This is a genomic window from Humidesulfovibrio mexicanus, assembly GCF_900188225.1.
Taxonomy (GTDB): Bacteria; Desulfobacterota; Desulfovibrionia; order Desulfovibrionales; family Desulfovibrionaceae; genus Humidesulfovibrio; species Humidesulfovibrio mexicanus.
In genome coordinates this window covers 330003-347636 of the sequence record NZ_FZOC01000001.1, presented here as the reverse complement: position 1 = coordinate 347636, position 17634 = coordinate 330003, and the positions used below count along the sequence as shown (strand labels likewise).

The 17634-nt window shown below is 66.5% G+C and carries 16 protein-coding genes; 9 read left to right on the top strand and 7 right to left on the bottom strand.

Annotation, left to right across the window (positions count from 1 at the left end; genetic code table 11):
- Positions 1-16: 16 nt before the first annotated feature.
- Complete coding sequence (gene yjgA, locus CHB73_RS01690; protein WP_089271428.1) at positions 17-601, bottom strand: ribosome biogenesis factor YjgA; 585 nt, start codon at positions 599-601, stop codon at positions 17-19.
- A 402-nt stretch (positions 602-1003) separates the two neighbouring features.
- Here yjgA and CHB73_RS01685 point away from each other — a divergent pair, with 402 nt between their 5' ends.
- Both CHB73_RS01685 and CHB73_RS01680 read left to right on the top strand, forming a co-directional pair.
- Positions 1004-1420, top strand: coding sequence for a MarR family winged helix-turn-helix transcriptional regulator (locus CHB73_RS01685; RefSeq protein ID WP_179216848.1), 417 nt, complete (start codon positions 1004-1006; stop codon positions 1418-1420).
- 57 nt (positions 1421-1477) lie between these two features.
- Positions 1478-2212, top strand: a complete 735-nt coding sequence (locus CHB73_RS01680; protein WP_089271424.1) for a class I SAM-dependent methyltransferase — start codon at positions 1478-1480, stop codon at positions 2210-2212.
- 48 nt (positions 2213-2260) lie between these two features.
- Here CHB73_RS01680 and CHB73_RS01675 read toward each other — a convergent pair whose 3' ends face one another.
- The 3 genes from CHB73_RS01675 to CHB73_RS01665 form a co-directional block, all read right to left on the bottom strand.
- Positions 2261-5470, bottom strand: a complete 3210-nt coding sequence (locus tag CHB73_RS01675; RefSeq protein ID WP_089271422.1) for a DUF748 domain-containing protein — start codon at positions 5468-5470, stop codon at positions 2261-2263.
- 184 nt (positions 5471-5654) lie between these two features.
- Complete coding sequence (pruA, locus tag CHB73_RS01670; protein ID WP_089271420.1) at positions 5655-8690, bottom strand: L-glutamate gamma-semialdehyde dehydrogenase; 3036 nt, start codon at positions 8688-8690, stop codon at positions 5655-5657.
- 3 nt (positions 8691-8693) lie between these two features.
- Positions 8694-9203 carry an Lrp/AsnC family transcriptional regulator gene (locus CHB73_RS01665; RefSeq protein ID WP_089271418.1) on the bottom strand — a complete coding sequence of 170 codons (510 nt, stop codon included), beginning with the start codon at positions 9201-9203 and terminating at the stop codon, positions 8694-8696.
- A 232-nt stretch (positions 9204-9435) separates the two neighbouring features.
- Between CHB73_RS01665 and CHB73_RS01660 the strand changes: the two genes are divergently transcribed.
- The 4 genes from CHB73_RS01660 to CHB73_RS01645 are packed head-to-tail and all read left to right on the top strand — an operon-like array spanning position 9436 to position 13232.
- Positions 9436-10572, top strand: coding sequence for an ABC transporter permease (locus CHB73_RS01660; RefSeq protein ID WP_235641468.1), 1137 nt, complete (start codon positions 9436-9438; stop codon positions 10570-10572).
- Between the two features lie 24 nt (positions 10573-10596).
- Entirely contained in the window at positions 10597-11445 is an 849-nt protein-coding gene (locus CHB73_RS01655; protein WP_089271414.1) for an ABC transporter ATP-binding protein, read from the top strand.
- Positions 11442-12590 (top strand): MlaD family protein, encoded by a 1149-nt coding sequence (locus tag CHB73_RS01650; RefSeq protein WP_089271412.1) that lies wholly within the window; start codon positions 11442-11444, stop codon positions 12588-12590. Before CHB73_RS01655 ends, CHB73_RS01650 begins: the two co-directional genes overlap by 4 nt.
- Positions 12591-12605: 15 nt before the next feature.
- Positions 12606-13232, top strand: coding sequence for an ABC-type transport auxiliary lipoprotein family protein (locus CHB73_RS01645; RefSeq protein ID WP_089271410.1), 627 nt, complete (start codon positions 12606-12608; stop codon positions 13230-13232).
- Positions 13233-13235: 3 nt separating this feature from the next.
- On the opposite strand, the gene CHB73_RS01640 is transcribed toward CHB73_RS01645, so the two are convergent.
- Together CHB73_RS01640 and CHB73_RS01635 are read right to left on the bottom strand one after the other, a co-directional pair.
- Positions 13236-13427, bottom strand: a complete 192-nt coding sequence (locus CHB73_RS01640; protein WP_089271408.1) for a hypothetical protein — start codon at positions 13425-13427, stop codon at positions 13236-13238.
- Between the two features lie 15 nt (positions 13428-13442).
- Positions 13443-14081 carry a LysE family translocator gene (locus CHB73_RS01635; RefSeq protein WP_089271406.1) on the bottom strand — a complete coding sequence of 213 codons (639 nt, stop codon included), beginning with the start codon at positions 14079-14081 and terminating at the stop codon, positions 13443-13445.
- A 202-nt stretch (positions 14082-14283) separates the two neighbouring features.
- Here CHB73_RS01635 and CHB73_RS01630 point away from each other — a divergent pair, with 202 nt between their 5' ends.
- Positions 14284-15648 carry an aminotransferase-like domain-containing protein gene (locus tag CHB73_RS01630; RefSeq protein WP_235641467.1) on the top strand — a complete coding sequence of 455 codons (1365 nt, stop codon included), beginning with the start codon at positions 14284-14286 and terminating at the stop codon, positions 15646-15648.
- A 9-nt stretch (positions 15649-15657) separates the two neighbouring features.
- Here CHB73_RS01630 and CHB73_RS01625 read toward each other — a convergent pair whose 3' ends face one another.
- Positions 15658-16341 carry a DUF2064 domain-containing protein gene (locus CHB73_RS01625; RefSeq protein WP_089271402.1) on the bottom strand — a complete coding sequence of 228 codons (684 nt, stop codon included), beginning with the start codon at positions 16339-16341 and terminating at the stop codon, positions 15658-15660.
- A gap of 170 nt (positions 16342-16511) precedes the next feature.
- Here CHB73_RS01625 and CHB73_RS01620 point away from each other — a divergent pair, with 170 nt between their 5' ends.
- Together CHB73_RS01620 and CHB73_RS01615 are read left to right on the top strand one after the other, a co-directional pair.
- Complete coding sequence (locus CHB73_RS01620; protein WP_179216847.1) at positions 16512-16979, top strand: pyridoxamine 5'-phosphate oxidase family protein; 468 nt, start codon at positions 16512-16514, stop codon at positions 16977-16979.
- Between the two features lie 13 nt (positions 16980-16992).
- Positions 16993-17577: a GDSL-type esterase/lipase family protein gene (locus tag CHB73_RS01615; protein WP_089271398.1), complete on the top strand. Its 585-nt coding sequence runs from the start codon at positions 16993-16995 to the stop codon at positions 17575-17577.
- Positions 17578-17634: the final 57 nt, after the last annotated feature.

Genomic DNA, 17634 nt, shown 5'->3' with positions numbered 1-17634 from the left:
GGGAAGGCCTGGCTTCCTATGGTGCGGCTTCCGGTGTCCCGCCCTCTTCCGCCTCCGTATCGTCGCCCAGGGGCCGCACTCCGGAGCGCAATTCGCGCAGCAGGCGGAACAGCGTTTTGGCGGCGCGTGGGGGCTTTGCCTTCTCCGCCTCGGTTCGGGCGTTGCGGGCGAGGGTGCGGATGCGGCTGCGCAGTTCGGCCCGGTCCTGTTCCGGAACAGGGGCGAGCATCTCTTCAAGGCCGGATTCGTCGCCCAGGAGCAGGGCTGCGCGCCAGGCTTCGATCTCATGGAATTCGCGGGCCTGGGTGCGGTTGCCCGCCTCCATGTCTTCCACGGCCCGGGCAAGGGGCTCGGTGTCGGTCTCGCGCATCAGCGCGCCGATGAACTGGAGTTGGCGGCGTCTGGCTTCGTGCCGCGTGAGCTTCTTGTATTCGCGGATGGCTTCATCAAGGCGCTGCGGCAGCGCGAGCCGTTTGAGGGCCGAATCCGGGAGATCGGCCAGCTTGCCCCCCAGAACCTGCAATGCGGAGCTGTCGCGCTTCATTTGCGAGCGGCTGGGTGGCCTGGGGTCGGAGTAGTCGTAGGGCTTGGGCTTGCGCATGGGTCTCCTTGAGCGCGTGTTGTGCGCGCGGACGCATATTCCCTGCTTTTCGCCGCTGTGGCAAGAGGCAAGAGCGGCATTGCCCCTGCACGATATGCCCGGGTGATGCGCTTCGCGCCATGGGGAATGCGCAAGCAGCGCGCGGGTGGAAAGGGCTGCATTCGGAGACCGCCAGAACCTCCGCCATCGTATTGCTGGATGCGGCCTCCACGCCGCCGCTGCGGCTTTGCGCCGCTCTGCGTTGTTCCGGCAACTTCAGCAATCCCGTGTCCTTGTCCAGGAAGTGTGTCGTCATCTGAGACGGAACCGGAATGAACCCTTGACGATCCGGGTTGCGATGTGTATTGCGGTTGAAGGATAGTTCGAAGGACGTAATAGGCGGATATGAAAGACAACATGCCTATGGCTGAAGCGCTGCATCGATTTGTGGCCGCCTTCAGCCTGCAAAACCTTGCCAAGTGGGATGCCCGGCTGGACGGTCTCGCCGCGCTGGATGTCGGCATTATCCACCATTCGTCACGCACCCCGGGCATAACCGTTGGCGAAGTGCGCAGAATTCTGGACATTCCCAACAGCACGTTGTCCAGTGCGGTGAATCGGCTGGAGCGGCGCGGGCTGGTCCGTCGGGTCATCAACGCCGAGGACAGGCGATCCTACGGCTTGGTGGTCACGGAGAAGGGGCTTGCTGTGGAGGAGGCGCACCGCGCCCTGGACCAACGTCTTGCCGAACTGTGTTGCCAGGCTTTGCCAGACGAGAAGCAGCGGGCCCTGTTTATGCGCACCCTGGAACGCGTGGCCCGTGAATTGAAACAGGGGTAATTTTTTTTGAAAATTTATTACGATGAACGTAAAATTCCACTGACGGAGGATGCCGCTATGGAAACAGGTGAAGTTTCCCCGGAACAGAGTGCCCAGGGCCTTGCTCCGCATCGTTGCGAGACCGCAAGCCTGGAGGAATGCGGACAGGGGGACGTGATCGTGGCGCGGGCTTTCGAGAAACGCCAGGGCAACCCGCTGTTCCGCGCTTTCGCAGCGCCGGAAGGGGGACTTGGCCGCCTTGCCGGGCTGGTCATGGCCAGGAAGAATGTGGCGTTGAATCGTTTTGCGGTGGATCTGCTCTGGCCCTTGCAGGGGGAGAGCGTGCTGGAAATCGGCTTTGGGCCGGGCGTGGCCCTGGCAATGCTGGCCGAGGCCGTGGGGGAGCGTGGCATGGTGTGCGGGGTGGAGCGCTCCGTGCTGATGCTCTCGCGGGCGGCGGCGCGGAACGCCCAGGCCATCGCCCAGGGGCGGATGCGTTTGGCGCTGTGTTCCGTGGCGGAAGTCGGCTGGCCAGATGCGCGCTTCCACCGTGCGCTGTGCGTCAGCAACGTGCAGTTCTGGCGCCCGGCAAGCCGCTGTCTGGCCGAACTGCATCGCATGGTGCAGCCTGGGGGCGTGGTTGTGTTCGCCATCCACCTGCAGTGGCCCGACCGCGTGCGCAAGACGCCGGGGTTCTACCCGGAGGAGGTGCGGGCGCTCACGCAGCGGCTTGCGCACGCCGGTTTCGGCGCGATCGAGGAGCACCTGGCCCCGGGCGGCTGGGACCTGTGCTTGCGGGTACGGCGGGACTGATGGCCGTCCGCATCCAGAGGGTTTCAGCCGACTCGCCGTGGGGTGGCGTCAGCGCAAGGAAAAGTCGACACGCCCACCGGCTGGCGCGCCCTTGGGCGGTTCAACGCCCACGCGCGGGGCCAGCAGGAACACGCGGGCCTGTTCCACGCCGCCGGTCTCCACAAGCCACGACTGCACCGCCACGGAGCGGTTGCGCGCCAGGCGCTCCATGGCTCCCTGCGGGGTCTGCATGTCCGCCAGCAGCAGGGCTTCCATCTGCTCAACCGGAATACTCTTGGCCAACCCCACGATGTTGCGCGGCTTCTTGACATCGGAGGCCTTGTACACGCGCTCCAGGTACTTCGCGTATTCCTCCTGCGTCAGGGTGATGTCCGCCACGCCGCCGGTGGTTTTGCCTTGCCGAGCCAGTTCCGTGGCCTTCTGGGTCTTTACGCGCGTCTCAAGGCGAGCCCGCTTGAGTCCGTCTTCTTCTCTGGCCGGATCGGCCGCGCCGGCGATTTCGAGCTTCAATCCCGTGCGGTCGCGCAGGGCCTTGGCCAGGGTTTCCAGGTGTTTTTGCGCTTCCGGCGTCAGGTCGTCGCGGCCGGGCTCGAAGGCCACGTAGGACAACTCCTCTCCGCCCCCGAAGAGCGAGGCCAGGAGCGTGAAGGGCGAGGTGACGGCCTTGGTGATGAGGTTCATGAGCACCTTGACGATGACGCCGCCGACGCTGAATTCCGGATCGTCGAGAGAGCCCTTGATGGGCAGATCGATGTCGATTTCCCCTCTGGAGTTCTTGAGCAGCGCCACCACAAGCCCCACCGGGATGGACAGGGCGTCCGGGCTCTCCACCTTCTTGCCGAAGGTCAGCTGGTCGAGGAAGACGTTGTTTTGGGCCTCAAGCTGCCCGTCCTTGACCAGGTAGCGCAGGTCGACGGAGAGCTTGCCCTTTTCGATGACATAGCCCACGTAGCGGCCGGAGTAGGGGCTGAAGCCCGCCATTTCGATGCCCGTGGCCTTTGCGTGCAGATCCAGGTTCAGTTGCTCGCCCAGGGGGTCGGCCTTGCCGGAGATGTCCAGCAGTCCTGTGCCGTCCACCTTGCCGCGCAGGGCGATGTCTGTGAGCCTCCCGGCCTTGAGCTCGCCGATGCGGCCCGAAAGGTCGGTAAGGTTGGCCGTGTAGTTGGGCTTGACGAAGCGGTCCGTGAAATTGATGCCACCGTGGGCCAGCACGATGCGGCCGACGCGAATTTGCGGGGCGGGGCCGGTCGGCTTGGCCGTCGGCTTGGCAGTGGCGACAGCGGGCGGCGCGGCTTCCACCGCAGGGGCTGGTTTGGCCCCGGACGTGGCTTCCGTCGCCTGGGCCTGGCGCTGTTCGTCCTCCTCCTTGCGCAGCACGTCGTTCAGGTTGAGCCTGCCCTGCGAGGTGAGCAGCAGCCGCACGAAGAAGTTGGAGGCGGCGATTTCGCCGATGTCTATGCGCAGGGGCTCCGTGCCCAGGTTGATGCGCGAGACTGTGACGCTGCGCCAGCGCAGCAGGTCGGCGGAGTTGACCTTGTCCAGCACGCTGAAGTCCACAAGGGCCGCGTCGCCCGTGAAGGAGGCCTTGGGGCCATCGGCGGAAAGCGCACCCTTGAGGGACACCTCGCCCCTGGTGAGCAGGGCGTGCAGCTCGGTGGACGCGAACCCCTGCAAGGCGACGAGGTCCACGTGGCTCATGTCGAGCGCGAGGTCGGCCTTGACTTGCGGTTCCCGCCGGACGTTGCCGTCCAGCTTGAGGGTGCCGCGGTCGTTGATGCGTGCGGAAACGGAGACCGTGGAGGGCGTTTGGCCCGCGCTTGCAAGCGGCGCAACGGAAATGGCTAGTTCACGCACCTCCAGGGGGCGGATGCGCTGGCCGAGGCTGTCGTCGGCGTAGTGCAGGCCGCCGCCGGAGACCACCACGCGCCCCACGCTCCAGGCCCACGGGGAGGGCGTCTTGCCTGTAGGCTTGGCCGTTGTCTTGCCAGCCGGTTTGGGCGTCGGCTTGGCAGTGGCCTTTGGAGCGGGCGCTGTGCCCTGGCCCAGACCTTCCAGAGCGGCCACGATGTCCAAGCCTTTGTCCTGCTGCCTGCGTACGCGGCCGTACGGCTTGTCCAGACGCAGTTCCGCAACCTCCGCCTTGCGCCCGGCCGAAGTTACGCTGATCCCGGAGACATCGAGCCTGCCGAAGCCCAGGAGCGGCTCCTTGGCCGTCGGCGTGGACAGGCTTGCGCCAGACAGGGAAAGGCCGCAGCGCAGAACCCCTGCCAGCGTGGCCTCGTCCAGCTTGAGCGCGGCCTTGTCCAGGCGCAGGCGCAGAGGCTGGCCCTGAGCCCTGGGAAGCCTGGCGGCCAAACCGTCCAGTTCCGCCGTTCCGGAAAGACGCACGGCCGCGTTTGTGCCCTCGGGCTTGGCGAACGACACCTTGAGCTGCGCGGCCATGCGGCCGGACTCCAGGGCCAGGGGCAGGTCGGACGGAGCGTAGCGCATGACGCGCATCAAGTCGAAATCGCTGATGTCGATGTCCAGACTAGCGTCCTTGCCTGGGGCGAAGGGCTTCACCGCTCCAGCAAGGTTCAGCGGCGAACCGTTGACCTTTGCGCTGAACGTGGGCTCCACGCTGCTTTCCACCGTGCCGGAGGTGTTGGCGATGAACGGGATGCCCAGGTTGAGCTCGGCCAGCTCATGGCGCGCGCCAAGCAGCGTGTCGTTGAAGGTGACAGCGCCGCCGCGAATGGTGATGTCGGAAACCGAGAATTCCGGTGTGGGCGAGGACGGCCCGGCGAGCCATTTGTCCAGCAGGTCCGAGACGTTGAGGCGACCGTCCTTCGTGCGGGCAAGGTGCAGCCTGGGGCCGACGAGGGCGACCTTGGACACCACGGGGATGCCGCGGGCCATGCTGGACGTGGAAAGATCCACGAACAGGCTGTCGAAGCCGAAGAGCTCGGCGTCTGGACCTTTGCCCGCGTGCTGGCCGGGCTGGACGCCTTTTTGTCCCACACTGAAGCCGCGCACCGTGAGCGAGAGAGCGTACGGCGATATCTCGATTTTATCCACGCTTACGGGCCGGGCGAATTCCTCGGTAAGCAGCGTTTCCAGCTTGGCCTTGGCGAAACCGGGAAGCCAGAAGTAGCCCAGCGCGCCGAAGAGCAGGAACAGGGCGGCGAGGCTGGCCAGGGTGATGCGCAGGGCGCGGCTGCCGAGGAGGGCCTTGCCTTTGTCCAGAGCCGATCGCTTGTGTGGCTGCGTGTCGTTCATGGTGTCGCCGGTGTTTGGAGTTTCGCGTCCGGACCTTTGAGGCCTGGAAAGCACATTCTGTGCGCAGTTTTGAGCAATGGCGCGGCAAAGTCAAGGCGGCCTTTGCCCTGGCGGGGCGGGCCGGAGGCGTAAAAAAGGCCGGGAGTTTTCACCCCCGGCCTTGCGGTTCGGTTTTGCGTCCGCGCTAAGCGATCCAGTCGTCGTCCTCCTCCACCGGGGCGAAGCCGCGGCGGATGGTGTTCTCGGAAACCAGGCGCGGGTCCATGAACTGGAGCAGGTAGTCCGGGCCGCCGGACTTGGAGCCCACGCCGGACATGTTGAAGCCGCCGAAGGCGTGGCGCTCCACCATGGCGCCGGTGCTGCCCTTGTTCAGGTACAGATTGCCCACGCGGAACTCTTTTCTCGCCTTTTCCAGGTGTTTGGGACTGCGGCTGTAGATGGCGCCGGTCAGCGCGAAACGGGTGGACCCCGCGATGTCCAGGGCCTCGTCGATGGTCTTGGCGCGCATGACGGCCAGCACGGGGCCGAAGACCTCCTCCTGGGCGATGCGGTGGCTCTTGTCGATGCCCTCGACGATGGTGAGCGGCACGTAGCAGCCGCCATCGGCCGGGAAGTCGGTGCGCTTCACCAGCACCTTGCCCTCGGAACAGGCGATGTCGACGTATTTGATGATGTTCGCCTGGGCGGCCGTGTCCACCACGGGGCCCATGGCGTTGGAGGGATCCTCCGAGGGGCCGATCTTGATGGACTTTGCGGCCTCCGCCAGGCGGGACACGAAGCGGTCGTAGATGGGGTCCAGCACGATGACGCGCGAGCAGGCCGAGCACTTCTGCCCCTGGAAGCCGAAGGCCGAGTACAGCACGCCGGTCACGGCCTCGTCCAGGTCGGCGTCGTCGTCGATGATGATGGCGTTCTTGCCGCCCATCTCCGCGATGACCTTCTTGCACTGCACTTGGCCGGGCTGCACCCGGGCGGCCTTTTCCTGGATGCGCAGGCCCACTTCCATGGAGCCCGTGAAGGCGATGACGGACACGTCTGGATGTTCCACCAGCACGTCGCCCATGACCGAGCCCTTGCCGGGCAGGTAGTTGAACACGCCGTCGGGCAGACCCGCCTCCTTGAAGATGCGGGCGATGCCGTAGCCCACCACGCTGGACAGGCCAGAGGGCTTGTAGACCACGGCGTTGCCGCACACGATGGCCGCGGCGGCCATGCCCGCGCTGATGGCCAGCGGGAAGTTCCAGGGCCCGATGACGGCGGTGACGCCCTTGCCCTGGTAGAAGTACTGGTTCACCTCGCCCGGGGCGTTGCCCATGCGCCGGGGCGCGCCAAGGCGGATCATCTCCCGGCCGTAGTATTCCAGGAAGTCGATGGCCTCGGCCACGTCGGCATGGGCCTGGTCCCACTGCTTACCCACCTCAAGCACCTGCAGGGCGGAAAGCTCGTTGATGTCGCGGCGCATGATGTCCGCCGCCTTGAAGAGCACCTTGGCGCGCTCCAGCGGCTCCACGTCCCGCCAGGCCAGGTAGGCCTTCTTGGCCACGGCCAACGCGTCCTGGGTCTCCTTCACTCCGGCCTGGCACACGCGGCCGATGATTTCCGACGGTTTGGCCGGGTTGTAGGAGTCCAGCGTCTCGGCGGTCTTGACCTCCTTGCCGCCGATGAGGAGCGGGTAGGTGGCGCCGAAGTCCTTGCGGACCGTGGCCAGCGCGTTGGCCATGCCCGCGCGGGCGGCCGGGATGGTGAAGTCCACGCCTGGATGGTTGGCGAACGCAGGGTAGCCGCCGGGACCGGCCTTGGGCGCGACCGCGGCCTTTTTCGCGGCCACTTCGCGTTCGCGGGTCGTTTCGGGGTTTTCGAGCAGGCGCTCCAGTTCCGCGCCCTCGGCGAAGCTCTGGCGCAGGAAGCTCTCGTTGGCCGTGTTTTCCAGCAGGCGGCGCACTAGGTAGGCCATGCCGGGAATCAGGTCGCCATAGGGGCAGTACAGGCGCACCCGCTTGGCCACGTTGCGCAGGCCTTTGCGCACGGGCTCGGCCATGCCGTAAAGCACCTGGAATTCATAGCGGCTCTCGGGCACGTTCAGGGCCTTGGCGGTTTCGATGACGTTGGAGATGGTGCGGATGTTGTGCGAAGCGCAGGCGAAATGGCAGATGTCGTGGTTTTCCAGGATCAGGCGCGAAATGCGCTCGTGGGCCATGTCGCTCTCGGCCTTGATGGTCCACACGGGGATCTCCCAGCCGTTCTGCTTGGCGAGCACGGTTTCGGAATCCCAGTACGCGCCTTTCACCAGGCGGATGGAGATGGGCAGGCTTTCCTTGCGCGCCCAGCCGATCATTCCGGAGACATCGGCTTCGGTGCACTTGAGATAGCACTGGAACACAATGCCCAAGTGCGGGTAATCGCGGTGCTCCGGGGCGCTGCGCAGGCGCTTGTAGAGCTCTATGGTGATTTCCTTGTACTTGAGCTGCTCCATGTCGATGCACATGAACCCGCCCATTTCCTTGATCTTGCGGTAGATGGGCTCAATGCGGCGGTACATGCCCTCCACGCTTCCGGCCACGTCGACGGGCTTGGCCTGGGAATAGAAGGCCGAGGGCTTCACGGCTACGTTGACCTTGGGAGCGTGTCCCCAGTCCAGGTCGCCGCCCGCGCCCTTCTCGACATCCAGGCCGTCCCACTTCTTGTATTCGGCCTGTATGCCGTTCAGCACCTCCATGTAGCCTGCGGCATACTCGTCGCATTCCTTCTCGTTCAGCGGCGCTTCGCCCAAGAGGTCGATGACGAAGGCGAAGCCGTCCTTGCGCAGCTGGCGGATGCCTTTCACCGCCTCGGACGCCTTTTCGCCGATGATGAACTGCCGGGCCATGCCCTCGATGTTGGAGCGGATGGCCTTGTTGAGCACCATGGCCACAAGTCCGCCGCCGAAGCCGGTCTTGCCCGCGCCCCACTTGAGCACATCCGGGATGTTGGCGTCCTTGTCGCCGAAGTATTCCTCGATGTGGCGGGACAGGGACTCGCTGGTGGTCAGGTAGGGGAGCACGTCCACGAAGCGGAACATCTGGACCTTGAAGTCCTCGTTCTTCATGGCCCAGTCCATAACCTTGCCGGTCCACCAGCCCTTATTGAAGATGGACGGGGCCTCTCCGGCGATGCTTTGGAAGAATTCCTTGCCCCGTGCGACGATCTTCGGCTCCAGGGCGGCGGTGTCGATGGCTGCCATTGGCTACTCCTTGCTCTGTTCTTTTGTGGTGCCCCGCTGTTCCTGGCGGCCGGTCGCGGCGTCATCGGCCAGGGGCAGGGAGCGGGATTCCTTGAGTGTGGTGAGCACGACGGTGGTGCGGGTGTCGCGCACGCCGGGTATGGCGCCGAACTCCTGCAGGATGAGCTGGAGGTGCTCGGTGTCGCGGGCGCGCACCTTGAGCAGGTAGGAGTCCTGCCCCGCGGTGTAGTGGGTCTCCAGCACGCCAGGCACGCGGGAGAGCGCCTTGCCGATGTCTGTCGAGCCCACGCCTTCATCGGCGCGGACGAAGGTGAAGGCCGTGAGGGCGAAGCCCACGTCCTTGGGCCTGAGCACGGCCTCGAAGCCGCGGATGACGCCCTTGCGCTCCAACTTGCGCATCCGCTCCAGCACGGCCGAGGGGGCCATGCCCACGGCCCGTGCGATGTCGGCGTTGGAGGTGCGGCCCTGGTCCTGAAGAATGCTCAGGATGGTCATGTCAATTTTGTCGATCATTCTGATACCCTTCCGTTTGAAGAATAAAATTCTGTTTTGCGAAAAAAGTCAAGTAGGATGTGCGGTGCTGAGGGTGGGTTCGCGGTGAAACGCCCGGTACGCCCTTTGCCGAGATTCCGAGCATGAGGGGCCTTTTGAGAGGGCGGTTCCTGCTGTTCTTGAACGCGCAAACGCGGCGTGCGTCTGTTCCCCCTTTGCCTTTCGCCCGACTTTGCGCTACCGCAAGGGCACGATGCGTCCTCCATCCCAGCCCATAGAGATACCCGGCCTCGCAGCCAGCATGGACGGTCCAGGTTCGCTGGCCGTGCGCCTTTCTGGCGAGTTGCGCGCCGCCACTGTGGCCAGGCTGTGGGAGCCCGCCCTGGCGCGCGTTCGCGCGGGCGACCTCACGTCCTTGCAGGTGAAATTGGACGACGTGCGCTACATAGACGGATCGGGCCTCGCGCTGCTGGTCACCCTGCGCGCCGAGGCCGAAGCGGCCGGAGTTGCTGTGTCCCTTTCCGGACTGCCGGAGCGCTATCGCCACCTGCTGGAGCTGGCCCAGCGCGCCCGCACCGCCGGGACCGCGCGGGAGGACGACCAGCCAAAGCCCGGAACCCGTGCCGCTTTGGAGCATCTGGCCGCGGACCTGCGCCTGCTCGTCAGCTTTGTGGGAGAAAGCGCGCTGGTCGTATGGAACGCCTTGCGGCGTCCGCGCACGGTGCGCTGGAAGGACGTGCTGCGCCAGGCCGTGGCCGTTGGCGTGGAAAGCCTGCCCATACTGCTTTTGATCGGCTTTCTTATGGGCATGATCATGAGCTTCCAGTCGGTCATCACCTTGCAGCGCTTCGGCGGTGAAATCTATGTGCCCAACATGCTGGGGCTGGTGATGTTCCGCGAGATGGGGCCGCTGGTCACCGCCATTTTGCTTGCGGCGCGTTCGGGAAGCGCCTTCGCGGCGGAGATCGGCACCATGCATGTGAACGAGGAACTGGATGCGCTTTCCACCATGGGCATAAGCCCGGTGCGCTTCCTGGTGGGGCCGAGGCTGCTGTCGTCGCTGGCCGTGGTGCCGGTGATGACGTTGTTCTTCAATTTCGCCAGCCTCGTGGGGGGCGCGCTGGTGATGGTCTCCATCGGCTTTCCACTGGTGACCTTCACCTCGCGCGTGTTCGCCAACGTCACGGCCACGGACCTCATCGGCAGCCTCATCAAGATTCTGGTGTTCAGCGTGCTGGTGACCGGGGTGAGCTGCCTGAAGGGGCTGCGCACAGGCGGCGGGGCCGATGCGGTGGGCCGCTCCACCACCGGGGCCGTGGTGGCCGGGCTCATCCTCATCACCGTGGCCGACGGGCTGTTCGCGGTGCTGTTCTACTATTTTAAATTCTGATACGGGTGGTTGCGGGACAAGGGCATGGGAACCAGCACAAGCCAGAGCGGCGACACCATCATCAGCGTGCGCGGCCTCACCTGCGGGTACGGCAGACGTGTGGTGCTGCGCGATGTGTCCTTCGATGTGGCGCGCGGAGAGGTCTTTGTCGTCATCGGCGGCTCCGGCTGCGGCAAAAGCACGCTTCTGAAGCACATGATCGGCCTGCTTGAGCCCATGGGCGGCAGCGTGCTTTTGAACGGGCGCGACATCGTGGGCGCTGGCGGCGACGAGCGGCTGGAAATATTGAAGGACATTGGCGTGATGTATCAGATGGGCGCGCTCTTCGGCTCCATGACCGTTCTGCAGAACGTCGGCCTGCCGCTGGAGGAATATACGGACCTGCCGCCCGAGGCCATCGAGATGGTGAGCCTGGTCAAGCTCGCCCTGGTGGGGCTGGAGCAGTTCGGCCATGTGCTGCCGTCCGAGCTATCCGGCGGCATGGTCAAGCGCGCGGCCATAGCCCGGGCCATGGCGCTCGATCCCGCCATTCTGTTTCTGGACGAACCCAGCGCCGGGCTCGACCCCGTGACCAGCGCCGAACTGGACCGGGTGGTGCGCAGCCTGGCCCAGAACCTGGGCATCACCTTCGTCATCGTGTCTCACGAACTGCCGAGTATTCTGTCCATAGCCGACAGGGTGATCCTGCTCGATCCGCAGGCCAAGGGCATCGTGGCTGAGGGCGACCCGCGCGAGCTCAACGCCGCAAGCGTGGACCCGCGCGTGCGCCGCTTCTTCGACCGGGAGGCCAGGGTGCCGGAGCAGGCGACCTCGTCCGACCGTCCCAACGTGTTCCAACCAGCGCCAGGCACAGCCCCGGAGGCCCGCTCATGAACCGCGGCGGCGATTTCTTCAAGCTCGGACTGTTTGTCATCGGCGGTGTGGTGCTGCTTTTCGTGGTGCTCTTCGCCCTTGGCGCGGGCAAGCTTTTCCAGCGCACCTATCAAATGGAGACCTACCTCAACGAGTCCGTCAACGGGCTGGAGGTGGGCACGGCGGTCAAGTTCCGGGGCGTGCGCGTGGGCAGCGTCAGCGAAATCGGCTTTGTGGCCCAAAAGTACGGCCAGAAGGCCAATGGATACCGGTATGTGTACGTGTTGTGCACCCTGGACAAGGATCTTTTCGGCACCATGGGAGCGGGCTCGGCCAAAGAGCAGGCAGCCGCCGAAGTGGCCCGCGGACTGCGCGCGCGCACCATCTCTCAGGGCCTCACCGGCCAGCAGTTCCTGGGGCTCGACTACGTGGATCCCGGCCGCTACCAGCCCCTGCCCATAGACTGGGAGCCGGCCAGCATCTATGTGCCTGCGGCCCCCAGCACCCTCTCCCAGGTGGAGCAGGCCGTGCTCGGCATCAGCAATACCCTCACCGGGCTTGAGGAAGCGCAGCTGCCCGAGGCGGTGAAGAGCTTCCGGCGCTTCGCCGACAGCGCCAGCACCTTCCTTGAGGGCGCGGACGCCAAGGAACTGGGCGGCAGGCTTTCGGCCACGCTAGAGGAGACGCGCAGGCTGCTTTCGCGCATCAACCATCTGCTTGCGAACCCGGCTGCGGAGACCATCGTCCCGGACGCCGCCCGCACGGTGGCGGGCCTGCGCACAGTGGTGGAAGGGGCCGGGCCGGACGCGGTGCTGCTGGTGCGCGACGCACGGGAGACAGCAGCCAGCCTCAAGGTGTCGGCTAAGTCCCTGGAAAAGTTTCTGGCCGACCCGGAGACCCGCAAGCAACTGGACGCCATGCCCGGCGCCATGCAGCAGGCGCGGGAGACCGTCACCGAACTGCGCTCCGCGGCAAAGCGCCTGAACTCCGTGCTGGGACGCGTGGAGCAGCTCACCGCAGCGCAGCAGGCCAACGTGGAAGGCATTCTGGAGAGCGCCCGCGGGCTGGTGGACAACCTGCGCGAGCTCACCGGCGAGGCCAAGCGCTACCCGGCAGGCGTGCTCTTCGGCCCGCCGCCGGACAAATCGCCCCTGGGCGGGCAGTAGGAAATCGGAGGCCCCATGCGCGCACTCGCCGTGCTCATCGCCCTGTGCCTGGCGCTGCCCCTGGCCGCGTCCTGCGTGAAGCTGGAACGCCAGCCCATTGAGAAGCGGTTTTACGCCCTGGAGACCGTGCGCCCCGGCGCGCTGGTTCCGGCGACAAAGGCCCAGTCCCCGGCCGTGCTGCTGGTGCGCAGGCTTACCACCTCGTCCCGTCTGGCCGGGCGCGAACTGGTGTACCGCACCGCGCCCTCGGCCTGGACCGCCGACTACTACAACGTGTTCTTCGTCGCCCCGGCCGACATGCTCACGCAGGATCTGCGGGCCTGGCTCACGGCCTCCGGCCTGTGGGCCAACGTGGTGGACCCGTCCAGCCTCGTCACGCCCAGCCACATCCTTGAAGGCAACATCACGGGCCTGTATGCGGACTTCGCCGCCAGCCCGCCGCAGGCCGTGGCGGAGGGGCAGTTCCTGCTGCTCTCCGGCGGGCCCGACGAGCGTCGCGTGCTGTTGACCCGGCAGTATCGCACCACGGCGCCCGTAGTCTCCCGGACCCCGCAGGAGGTGGTCCGGGCCGAGCGCCAGGCCGTGACCGCCCTGTTCGCACAGCTGGAGGCCGACCTGCGCCAGGCCCTCGCCGCACGCTGAGCCCTAGCCCAGTCGCGCAAGGGCCAGCCCGGCCGCCACGGAGAGCGCCATCCAGAACACGGCCTTGGCCAGCCCGGCCAGGGACGCCGCGCGTTGCGTCCGTCCGTAGCTGCCCGTCCGCCCGCCTTCCCGCAGGTCCTCCGGCCGCAGCAGGTACGCCGCCAGCCGCCACAATTCCGACAAGAGCGCAACCATGTCTCCCTCCCGATTCTAGAACAGCCCTTCGCGCAGGGCTTCCTGCGCCATGGGGGCCATGCTCGCCAACAGCAGCAGCGCCATGGCGCGGTTGAACAGCACCAGGCGCGCCCGGTCCTGCAACATGGAGCGCATAAGCCGCCCCAGCAGCACCCACAGGGCCACGCAGGGCATTCCGGCCACGAAGAACACGCCCGTCACCACCAGGGCGCCCATGACCGGCCTGTCCGGCGGCGCATAGGCGCTGGCCGCCGTGACGCACATCATCAGCGCCTTGGGGTTGACCCACTGGAAGGCCGAGGCTTCGAGAAAGGTCATGGGCCTGCCTGGGCGCTCGCCCGTGGCGTGCGCTTTGGACTGTTGCTCCGCCGGGGCAGAGGTGGCGATGCGCCAGGCCAAGTACAGCATGTACGCCAGCCCGAAGGCGCGCAGGGCGGGGTACAGGCCGGGCAGGACCTCGAAGGCGGCGCTCACGCCCAGGCCCACGGCGAGCTGCATGAAGGTGAAGCCCAGGGTGACGCCGAGCAGGTGCGGCATGGTGCGGCGCACGCCGTGGTTCACGCCGGAGGCGAAGAGCATGGCGTTGTTCGGCCCCGGCGTGATGGAGGTGCTGAAGGCGAACAGGCACAAGGACGCCAGCATTTCCGGACTCATGGTTTTCTCCTGTGTCAGGGAGCGGGATGGTTCCTTGGGCACGCCACCCTCCCCGAAAGTGTTGCGATGGATACAATTTCCAATTGTCTCTATTGTGAATGGTGCAACAATATCTTGAAAACATATGGATTGCGATTTGCCTCAGCTTCTATGTTGACGGTTTGCGCTGGTCAATGTATTTATTGTCTCCATGACAATGTGGATGCCCCTTCTTGCGCCTGGCCGCCCGAAGTACCTGGCCCTGGCCGATTCCATCGATGCCGCCTTGTGCCGCGGCGAACTTTTGCCCGGCCAGCGGTTGCCGACGCACCGCGATTTGGCCGAGGCCCTTGGCGTGACGGTGGGCACGGTGACGCGCGGCTATGCGGAGGCGGCGCGGCGCGGAGCCGTGCGCGGCGAGGTCGGGCGCGGCACCGTGGCTGCTCCGGCTGGTCAGGCTTCCGGGCCGTGGTGGGGCGGCGAGGGGGCTGGCGGGATCGATCTGGGTTTGGTGACGGGCATGTACGGCCTGGACCCGGACCTGGGCGCGGCCTTGCAGGATTTGCCCCGGCGCGTGGACGTGCAGGAATTGCTGCGTTACCAGCCCTCAGGCGGCATGGCCCGGCACCGGGAGGCCGGGTCGCGCTGGTGCGCGCGGTACGGGGTGCAGGCCGGGCCGGAGCGCGTGCTGGTGACGGCGGGCGGCCAGCACGGTTTGCTGGTGTTGCTCTCCGTGCTCTTTCGCCCCGGCGACAGGGTGGCCGTGGGCTGCCTCAATTATCCGGGTTTGCTCTCCGCGGCCGGGCTGCTGGGCCTTCGGCTGGTCCCTGTGGCCCTCGACGCCGAAGGTGTTGTGCCGGAATCGCTGGATGAAGCCTGTTCCCGCGATACCGTGCGCGGGGTGTACCTGATGCCCGGCGCGCACAATCCCACCAGCGCCTCGCCTTCAGCCGACCGGCAGGAACGCCTGGCGCAGGTGGCGCGGGCGCGTGGTTTGCAAATCATCGAGGACGCGGCCTACGCCCTGACGGCCGAGGAGCCCCTGCCCACCGTGGCGGCCCTGGCTCCGGAGCGGACTTCCTTCATCGCCAGCGTGTCCAAGGCCGTGGCGGGCGGCTTGCGCGTTGCCTTTGTGGCCGCCCCGCCGGACATGGTGGAGCGCCTTGAATTGGGCATCACCGGCACCACGTGGATGGCCTCGCCCCTGTGCGTGGAGATCGCCTCCGGGTGGCTGGCCGACGGCACGGCCGAGGTGGTGCTGCGCCGCAAGCGCGCCGAGGCCACGCGGCGCATGGCGTGTGCGCGGAAGCTGTTGTGCGGCCTGGACTGCACCGGGCTGCGGCAGGGCTACTTTCTTTGGCTGCGTCTGCCCGAACCCTGGCGGGCGTCGGATTTTGAGCGCGCGGCTGGCTTGCGCGGGGTGACGGTCATCGGGGCCGACGCCTTTGCCGTGGGCCAGACGGCCGCGCCCGCGGCGGTGCGGGTATCGCTTTCCGCTGCACGGGGCATGGACGAATTGGAGCGCGGGCTGGCCGTGCTGGCGCAGCTTGTGGGCGAGACGCCGCGCCCGGTGCGCGCCATCGTCTAAGCGCGCGTCTCACGCTCCGGTCTGGCTTTGCCGCGACGCCAGGCGCAGCGAGGGCAGCAGGGTGAAGCGGGTGTCGCGGCAGCGGGCCACAAGGGCCGGGACAGCTTCCGGGCCGTCCACGGGGCTGTGCGGGGCCAGGACTGTGACCGTGCGCTCGTAGAACAGCAGCAGGGTCTCCATCCGGCCAAACAGCTTGGGCTTGTCGGGGTCCACCATGTCCAGCGCGTCCGTAGTGTAGCCCTCGAAGTCGAAGCCCATGGCATACACCCCGTCCGGCTCGCCGTCCGGTCCCGGAATCGGTCCGAGGCAGCAGCGCTTCCAGCCCAGGGAGTCGAGCGCCGTCTGCACGGCGTGGGAGGGGAGGTCGGGCAGGGCGTTGGCCAGCAGCAGGGCCTTCTCGTACCCGCGAGAGAACAGCAGCCGGAAGGCGTTGCGCCGCCTGGCCTGGAGGCTTTTGCCCAGCGAGCTGGCCAGCTTGAATCCGCCCACGCCATGGGGGTCAAGGAGGGCCTTGGCCTGTTCCTTGTCCATGCTTGGAGCCAGGAACACGAAGACGTCCGCGGCCACGTCGGCCAGGGTGCGCAGGGTGTCGCGAAGCAGGGCCAAGGCAAGCGGATCCGGCTCCTGCCCTGCCTCAAGGCCCTGGAGTACAGGAAGCGGGTGGTCGGCGAAGAGCATCACGGCGGATTTCATGGGCGGCTCCTGGGGCAATGGATGATGAAGGCGCTGAAGGTAAATCCGGTTCTGTCCGCTGGCAATCCCCGCATAGGCCCATTTTCTGGCTGAAGGCGTGTCTTGAACCCCGCCAAAGTTGGGCGTAGACAAGCCTTCGTCGTGGCAATCTGAACACGTATGGAGTGATGATGCGCAAAGACGTGACCGACGATCCGGCCATTGTGGCCGAGGTGCTGCGCGCGGCCGAGTTCATGAGTCTCGCCGTGCAGGATGCGCAGGGGCTGTACTGCGTGCCGGTGAACTTCGCCTGCCGGGACGGCGTGCTGTTTTTTCATTCCGCCAAAAAGGGCCGGAAGATCGAGGCCCTGCGCCGTGCCGAGGCGGCCGGAACGTCCGTGGCCTTCAGCGCCGCCACGGACCTCAAGGTGAAGACCGGGGACAAGGCCTGCCAGTGGGGCTACACCTTCCGTTGCGTGCTGGGCTCCGGAACCGTGCGTGAGCTGTCGGACCCGGCAGAGGCTCGCGCCGGACTCGGCGTCATCATGGCGAAGTACGCCGGGAGCGACGACTTCCCCTATGACGAAGGCATTCTAACCAAAACCGCCGTGCTGGCCCTGCGCGTAGGCCAGGCCACCGCGCGGCTCAAGCTGGCCTAGGGGGCACGGAATCATGGTTGTCTGCTTCATTGGCGATTCCCTCACCCAGGGCATTGGCGACGAACTGGCCTTGGGCTGGGTGGGCCGCCTGGCCAGGGAAAGCTACCTCAAGGATCCCACACGTTCTCGCAGCCTTACGGTGTGCAACCTGGGACTGCGCAGCGACACTTCTACCCGCATCGCCGTCCGCTGGCGCGAGGAGACCGACCGCCGCCGCCGCCAGGGAGAAGACATGGCCTTCGTGTTCAGCTTCGGCGCGGCCGATGGCAAGTTCGACCTGCCCGGCGAGGAGAGCCTCACAGCGGCGCGTCAGGTGCTTGAAGGCGCGGCCGCCCTTGGGCAAACCCTGTACGCCTCTCCTCCCCCGGCCTTTGATGCGGCCTGGAGCGGGCACATCCGCCAGCTTGGCGCGCAGGTGCGCGGCCTGTGCGCGGAACTGGGCGTCCCCGCCTTCGACCTGCACGCGCCCCTTGCCGCAGAGCCCGCGTACATGGCGTCCCTCGCCGCCGACGGCATCCACCCGGATGCGGCGGGCTATGAGCGCATGGCCGAACTCCTGAGCGGCTGGTCTCCGCTGGCGAGGCTTTTGGGATTGTAGGCGGCTGGCGCGGCGATTGTCTGCGGCGGGCAAGTGGGGTAGAGAAGGCTATGCGGC